General features: G+C 31.7%; 1 protein-coding gene. It reads right to left on the bottom strand.

Annotated features, from left to right (window positions below):
• Positions 1–312 precede the first annotated feature (312 nt).
• The gene (locus AC3WTA_RS28420) at positions 313–1,242 is read right to left on the bottom strand and encodes a DMT family transporter (RefSeq protein ID WP_000658257.1); all 930 of its coding nucleotides are present in this window, start codon (positions 1,240–1,242) and stop codon (positions 313–315) included.
• Between the last annotated feature and the right edge of the window lie 420 nt (positions 1,243–1,662).

Consider the following 1,662-nt stretch of genomic DNA (forward strand, 5'->3'; position numbering starts at 1 on the left):
TTCAAAGAACTACTCGGTCGCTCATTTGCGACTCCCTTATGTTAACATCTTCGTTAGTTAATGTCAACTAAGTTTTTCATTTCGTTTGCCGCGTTCTGCGTTATTGCATCGGCGACTTGTTCTATATTACACCTCTATACTCTAATCGTCAATACCTTTTATTCAATTAATAATAAAAATAATTCCAAAGGTATTTTCCATATGAGTTTCAGTTATTTCATTTCTCTCATTCAATGAAAGTAATGAAAAGGACATCCTATTACATACAAGGCGTCCTTTTCATTAAACACTATATACATACTCTTATAAACTTTAACATTCTTCATTCTCTTTAACATTTCGATCGTCTGATATAAATAAATCAATTAATTTACGTTTATCCGCCCATATCACTCCGAATAAAACTAAGCTACCACCTATTACTATTCTCCACGTCAAAGATTCATTTAATAGAACAATTGAAGCAACAATACTTATTAACGGTAACGCATTTAAATATAATCCACTTACTGATGCCGAGACTGTCTCTAATGCTCTATTCCAAAACCAATACGCTAAAATTGTTGCTCCAATAACAAGATATATTACACTTAGTCCAGCCTTCCACGTTTCAATCTTTGGAAGACCGTAATAAAAAGTTTCTGCCATTGCAAATGGTAATAGAATAACAGCTCCAATAATTAAAGTTAATGTTGTAAAAACCTTGTTTGATAGATATTGTTCTTGTTTTGGTCGTTTCAGCAATACTGTATAGAAAGCAAATAAGAACGTACTTAATAAAATAAGGATATCTCCTATTAAAGATACTTCTTGATCGACATTACTAGATGGAATTGTAATAAGAAGTACTCCGATAGCCCCCAATACAATACCGATCCAATAATTAAGCTGAATTTTTTCTTTCAAAAAGAACGCTGAAAAAAGAATTGTAACTAAAGGTAAAGCAGCATCAATAATACTAACATGCAATCCACTCGTTAAAGAAATACCGTAGGATGTGAACATAAAGTACCCAGCTACACCAGTAAAAGATAGTAAACTCATTCTTTTCCACGGGACTTGTTTATGTACAACTGATCTTTTTAATTGTTTAAATGAGAATAGTAAACAAATTCCACCAGCTAAGAAAAGGCGAATAAATAACAAAGTAAATGGCTGAATAGATTCTAATGCCCACTTTGTTGGCGCGATGGCTGTCCCCCATAATATAACAGCCGCTAATAACATGCATATTTCTTTCATAATCCCCCACACCCATCAAAAAATATATGTTAACTATCTTAATTATAGATTTTTTCTTATGTAAAATCCTTTAAAAATGAAAAACCGTTATATGAAAAACAACTAAATAGCTATTTTCCACATAACGGTTTCATATAAAAAGTAAAATATTTTAGTCATTCCACGACTCAATTAATACAAAAAGGTAATTCTTACCTTAAACTAATATTTAAATGTATTACTTTATCACCTTTTACGACATTATCGCTCAAATTTTAGTTTAGACAGTCCCTATTTCATCTTTTTTCCTCTTTAAGATTACTAAATTTATGGATTATGACATTTGGTACATAAAAATAAACACAAAAAAACCTAAGTCGAATCGACTTAGGTTTTTGCTTGGCGACGTCCTACTCTCACAGGGACAAGGTCCCAACTACC

The organism is Bacillus sp. EB106-07-01-XG149 (assembly GCF_058791555.1).